Here is a 5,505-nt window from a genome sequence, read left to right as displayed (position 1 = left end):
CCAGGCGATGCGCTGATCGAATGGGTAGTCCGGTGCCGGTTGAGCTGGCGGGTCGAACTCGCCCTGCTCGGCATCGGTCATCTCCCACAGCGGCGGGCCCCGGGCCGGCGCGATAGGCGGCGGTGACGTCGGCTCGCCCAAGTGCGAGAGGATCTCGCGCACGGCGCAGGCGTCGGTGATGAAGGCGATGATTCGCATCTCGCCGCCGCAGCGTGGGCAGACGAGCGGAAAGACCTCATAGATCCGCGCGAGCAGCAGCGCCCAGGCGTAACGGGCGGCGCGACGGAGGATCGCTTCCACTTCCCCCGGTGCTTCCTCTGTCCCCTCGGACGACCGGTTTGGCGTGACGCTTGGCGCAGCGCTCGCGGCGATTGACTCGGTCTGGGCTGCCGCCGGCGTACCGTCTGGCACGCCGGCGAGCGCAATGACCTGCCACCGCAGCGGCGCGTTCGGCGCCAGCACCCCGTAGTACCGATGCCGATGACGGCGCGGCGGCGGAATCAGCGCCGCCAGACGCTCGATCAGTTCGAGCGGTGTGAGCATCAGGCTGATGCTGCCGCCGGGACCCGCCTTGATGCTCTCGTAGACCAAGTGTTCGGCGTCGACTTCACGCCAGCGCTCCAGCGCGAAGGCCGGGCGAGCGCAATACCGCAGCAGCCGTTCCAGGCCCGGGCGGTCGGCGCCTTCGATGCGCACGCTGGCGTCGAGCGAGAAGCCGCCACCATGCGCCCAGTTTGCCATCGTCTCGGCGTCTTCCGGCTCAAGCACACCGCGTCGGGTCAGCGCGCGCAGCAGACGGCGGCGGACCTTGGCGTGGACTTCGTCGAGCCGCTTCTGGTCGGGGGCACGGCTTTCATGAAAGGTCGCGGCTCCCGAGGTGTCAGCCTCGAAAACGCCCTCGCTGACGAGGCAGTGGAAGTGCTCATGCGGATTGAGCAGCGCGCCAAAGCGGTGGATGAAGGCCACCGCGCCGATCCGGGAATCGGGGCCCGCAGCCGGGCAGGCGCGGCGCAAGGCTTGTTCCACGACGCTCAGAAAAATGCGCAGCGCCAGCGTTTCGATCGCCGGATCGTGTTCGAGGTGATAACGCAGCCGCTTGGGAACCGACAGCACCCACTGACGGACCGGCAGTCGCGGAAAAACGTGGTCGGCCAGGTGGGCCGCAGCTTCGACCATCCGCCGGGTGTTGCAAGCAGGACAGACGCCACGGCCCTTGCACGAGCAGGCGATGAGAAAATCGTGACCGCACTCGGCGCATCGAGCGCGGGCAAAGCCATGCGCGAGAATCCCGCATTCGAGATACCGGCGGAACTCGCGTTCGACATGGGCTGGGCCGGAAGCACCCTGGCGGCTATCGCAGGAGAGTTGGAGCCAAGTGGCGAGGTGCGTCTGCACGGTGCGATAGAGCACGGTACGTTCGGGCCGGCGACGGCGATAGACGGCAGTGCGAGCAGGAGCACAGGCGGCAGACATGGGGATACGAGTCGGGCAATCGAGAGGCCAAAACTGTACGCCCATACAGTTGTGGCCTCAATGCCTGCTGGCTGCGGGACGCGCGCCCTAGTCATGGGCGCAACCCTTTACCCCGAGCCTTCTGAAGGACAAAGGATAAGAAATCCCCTGAATTGGGGTCGCCAAGCCCCATAGAGGGGAACAAGCGTTGCCCTCAGTTTAGCGCGCTGATCCCCAGATCAGGTACCATAGTACCCATTATGGGGAATAAAGACTCTGTGTCGATTTCAGATGCGCTCTTCTCTGGAGGCCAGCAGCGGGTGCTTGGTCTGTTATTTGGTCAACCGGACCGATCTTTCTACGCCAACGAAATTGCAAAGCTTGCCTTGACCGGGCGTGGCGCGCTGCAGCGTGAACTGGAACGAATGACCTCCTCCGGTCTGATCACCATGACTCCCCTCGGCCGACAGAAACACTACCAGGCCAACCGGAAATCACCGATCTTCACGGAACTCCGGGGGATCGTCCTCAAGACCTTCGGGCTGGCCGATGTCCTGCGTGCCGCCTTGTCCGAGTGTGCCGATCTTGTTCGTTGCGCCTTCATCTATGGTTCCGTGGCCAAGGGCACGGATACGGCGGCCAGCGACATCGACGTCATGGTCATCGCCGAGGGCTTGAGCTACAGTCATCTCTTCGAGGTGCTGGCCAAGGCAGAGGAAGTACTGGGTCGCAAGGTGAACCCCACCCTCTACGCAGCGGAAGATTTCTCGAAGAAGCTACGTAGCGACAACCACTTCTTGACCCGCATCGTCCAGCAACCAAAGATCATGCTCATCGGCGACGACAATGACCTCCCCACGGGAAACTCTGCAGAATCTGGCGAAGATCGGCAAGCTCAAGGCTGAACCCCCTGATCAGGCCGAGTTCGACGGACTGCTCCGATCCGCCAGGAATAAACTGCCGGACGCACAGAACCCTGGATTGAACCTAGATTCCTCAGTTGAAGCCAGGAATGGCAGCTAAGTTGCTATGAAGATTGGATTTTTCGAATGTCTCCAGGACACCCAAAAGGAACTGTGGCGCAGTTGCTAAAATCGGCCGCAAAGCCCTGCCAAATCTGGCTTTCATCAAATCTGGTCAAGGCTTAACAGAGGAATCTAGGTTGAACGCCGAAAGCCGCTTCAGCCTAGCCTACGACGCAGCACACAGTCTCGCCTTGGCGGCTCTGCGCTGGCATGGGTATCGATCGGAGAACCGCCATATCGTCTTCCAGATTCTCGGCAGCACCGTGTCCTTGCCTGCAGCCAAGTGGCGTTTCCTCGACAACTGCCACCAGAAGCGTAACCGTGCCCTCTACGATGGCGACTATGAGGAAGACGAGCCGTTGATCCGGGAACTGATTGCGGTTGCCAAGGAACTTCAGGCTGCGGTGGAGGCGCTGGGCCCAGTTGAAGCCTGATTGTTTCTGGCTGCTGCACGAGCCAGAAACAAGGAAATGGGCCCGGCTCGATTCATTGAAGTACAACAGCCGCAACGATCATCCGACCTTCGCCACCCGACGCGCCGCCTGCTCCTGCCTTGGCCCACGCTGCAGATCCTCGACACTCAGCCCCTGCTGCCGTTCGAGCACATCCTCAACCACCGACCGAACCTGCCGCGCAATACCTTCCTGTCCGAGCACACTCCTGGTAGCCAGGTCATTGAAGTCGGTGAAGCCCTTCGGGTTCGAGGCCTGCTCGCCGGGCGCGAAGATCGGCAGCAGCAGCTTGCCGCCGACCGCCCGAGCGGCTTCTTCGGCCTTGCGGCGGCCGGGGTTCACGCCCTGAGTGGCTTCCAGGTGCTTGTCGTCGTCGCCGGCGATCACGATCGGTTTGTCCGGGTACTTCTCGTGCAGGGCCTTGGCGACGGGCATCAGGTTCCCCGAGTCGAAGGCGGCGACGGTCGCAAAGCCCAGCGTCTGCGACAGGCTACCGGCGGTGGCGTAGCCTTCGCCGATGACCAGGACCGGCGCCTTGGCCAGCGCGTCCAGGCCGCCGATCACATGGAAACAGACCTCCTTGCGGCTGTTCTTGGCGAAGCGCTTGCTGCCATCCTCCCGGATGTACTGCATCGTCCATTGCTTGCCGTCGACGTCGGTGGCCGGGATGTAGGTCTTCTGGCCTTCGCGGTCGGTGAAGACGCCGGGTTGTGGCTCGATGCCCTTGGCTTTCATGTACGCGGTCGGCTCGGTGACGGGCAGCAGCTTCGTCATCTGCTGGACGACACGCTGTGCGGTCTGCTCGTGCAGCCGCTCTTGCTCGGTGGTTCGGGCCTGCAGCTTCTCGGCGGCCTCGGCGAGCATCCTGGCTTTCTGCTCGGGGTCGAAGGCGTAGCCCTTCGACTTCCACTTCAGGTCGACGCCGGTCTTGTTGTTCTTCATGTAACCGGCGGGGTGGCCATCCAGGTGGCCGACATAGAAGCCCGATCCGGATTTCTCGCTGTGCTTCTCGCCTTCGACGCTGATGCGGTGCTTCTGGCCGTCCATGATCGGGTGCTCGCCGCTCACCACACAGCCGATCGAGCGCAACGCCTCGGCGAACTCGTCCTTCGGCGTCATTGCCGGGCCTTGCTGGGTAGCGACGTTCTCGGGCTTCCAGCGCTTGAGCTTCGACAGGTCGGCTTTTGGCCCGGCGTACCAGGACTTCGCGGCCTTGTCCCACACGGCGCCGGCCGCCTTGGCGGCGACGCGTTCGCCGTAGGGAACGGCGAGATACTGGCGCGGCGGGGTGGCTGGCGACTGCTTGGGCCGGGCCTGGGGAGCAGCCGCCGGCGTCCATCGGGCAAAGGGGGCTGGATCCACACCGGCCGGGACATACCAGGACTGTTCCTGACGATCCCAGCGCGCACCCAGCGCTTTCGCCTCGTCCTTCTGCGGATAGGGGACGTCGATCCAGATCTTGCTGGATTGGCTGGCCTGGCTGGCCTGGTCTACCTGACCGGCCTGGGTAGTCTGCTGCTCGCGTTCGTGTTCAGTGATCTGCCGTTGCAGGTCCTTGTCGTTGAGGAGCGCGGCCACGTCGGCCGACTTGCGCGCTTCTCGGGCGGCGGCAATGTCCTCGTCGGTGCTGTTGGGGTCGCGGCGCACCCGTTCTTCCTCGATTCTCGCCAGCCGGGCCGCTTGCTCGTGCGGGTTGATCGGGTCGTGACGGGGGTCGGCAACTGCCGTTGCGCCGTCGCTTGAGTCGAGCGCCGTGCTCGGAAGCACGGGGGTCTGCGTGAAGCTCTTCATGGCCGCCTCCTGATTCTCTGTGTTGTCGTGGTTCTCTGCGTTATCCTGATTCTGTGCGCTGTCCTGGGTCTGTGCCTGCTGGCTGGTCTGTTCTTGAACCTGCTGCTGTTCGAGGGCCAGCACGTAGCCGTGGATCTTCTCGGCGTCGGCCGCGGCCCGAAAAATCTCCAGTGGATCGTCCCGCAGGACATTGATCCACGTGCCGACGTACGCCGCGTGCTGGCCGGGGTCGTGGCCGATTCCGAGTTCGTCACCCAGGATCATGCTGGCGATTTCGGCCCGCAGCTCTTCCTTCGCGTAACCCTCGCTGCCGAAAGGATGCGCCAGGTCGCGGCCCAGGCGCGATGGGTGGCCGGTCCAGTGCCCGAGTTCGTGTAGCGCCGTCGCGTAGTAGTTGTCGGCGCTGGGAAACTGGCCCTTGTCGGGAAGGTGGATGCTGTCGGTCCGCAAGCGGTAGAAGGCGCGGTTCTGGCCCCCGTGCTGGATCACGGCGCCGGACGCCAGCAAGATGGCCTCGGCGCGCTCGACGGCATTCCAGGTCTGTTCCCTGCGCTGCATCGGTGGCAAGCCGTCGATCTGCTCGGCGTTGAATACGGTGGCGAAGAACACCCGCGGCCGCTCCAGCCGCACTTCCACTTTGACCGGCTGGCCATGGGCATCGAGGACGGGCTTGCCGCTCTCGTCAGTCCGGGTTTGTTCCTCGCTGAACTTCCAGTACTGGATGGCCGTGCCGTGCTCGCCCTTGCGCACCTGCGCGCCGGCAGCGGCGGCCTGCTTGTAGGTCA

Annotated in this window: 4 protein-coding genes; 2 read left to right on the top strand and 2 right to left on the bottom strand. The window is 64.0% G+C overall.

All coding sequences use genetic code 11. From position 1 onward, the window contains the following. A partial coding sequence (locus tag RKP46_RS08350; protein ID WP_409194120.1) for a transposase occupies window positions 1-1,473 on the bottom strand: 1,473 nt, incomplete at its 3' end. Window positions 1,474-1,730: 257 nt separating this feature from the next. On the opposite strand from RKP46_RS08350, the gene RKP46_RS08340 reads away from it, so the two are divergent. Together RKP46_RS08340 and RKP46_RS08335 are read left to right on the top strand one after the other, a co-directional pair. Then, a complete protein-coding gene (locus RKP46_RS08340; RefSeq protein WP_311106217.1) occupies window positions 1,731-2,357 on the top strand; it encodes a nucleotidyltransferase domain-containing protein in 627 nt (208 codons plus the stop codon). A 257-nt stretch (window positions 2,358-2,614) separates the two neighbouring features. Beyond that, window positions 2,615-2,911, top strand: a complete 297-nt coding sequence (locus RKP46_RS08335) for a hypothetical protein (protein ID WP_311106216.1) — start codon at window positions 2,615-2,617, stop codon at window positions 2,909-2,911. 78 nt (window positions 2,912-2,989) lie between these two features. Here the strand turns inward: RKP46_RS08335 and RKP46_RS08330 are convergent. Beyond that, a partial coding sequence (locus RKP46_RS08330; protein WP_311106215.1) for a zincin-like metallopeptidase domain-containing protein occupies window positions 2,990-5,505 on the bottom strand: 2,516 nt, incomplete at its 5' end.

Source organism: Accumulibacter sp., assembly GCF_031732815.1.
Lineage (GTDB): Bacteria > Pseudomonadota > Gammaproteobacteria > Burkholderiales > Rhodocyclaceae > Accumulibacter.
Note: the sequence above shows the minus strand (reverse complement) of the source record. Positions and strands in the feature narration are given on the sequence as shown.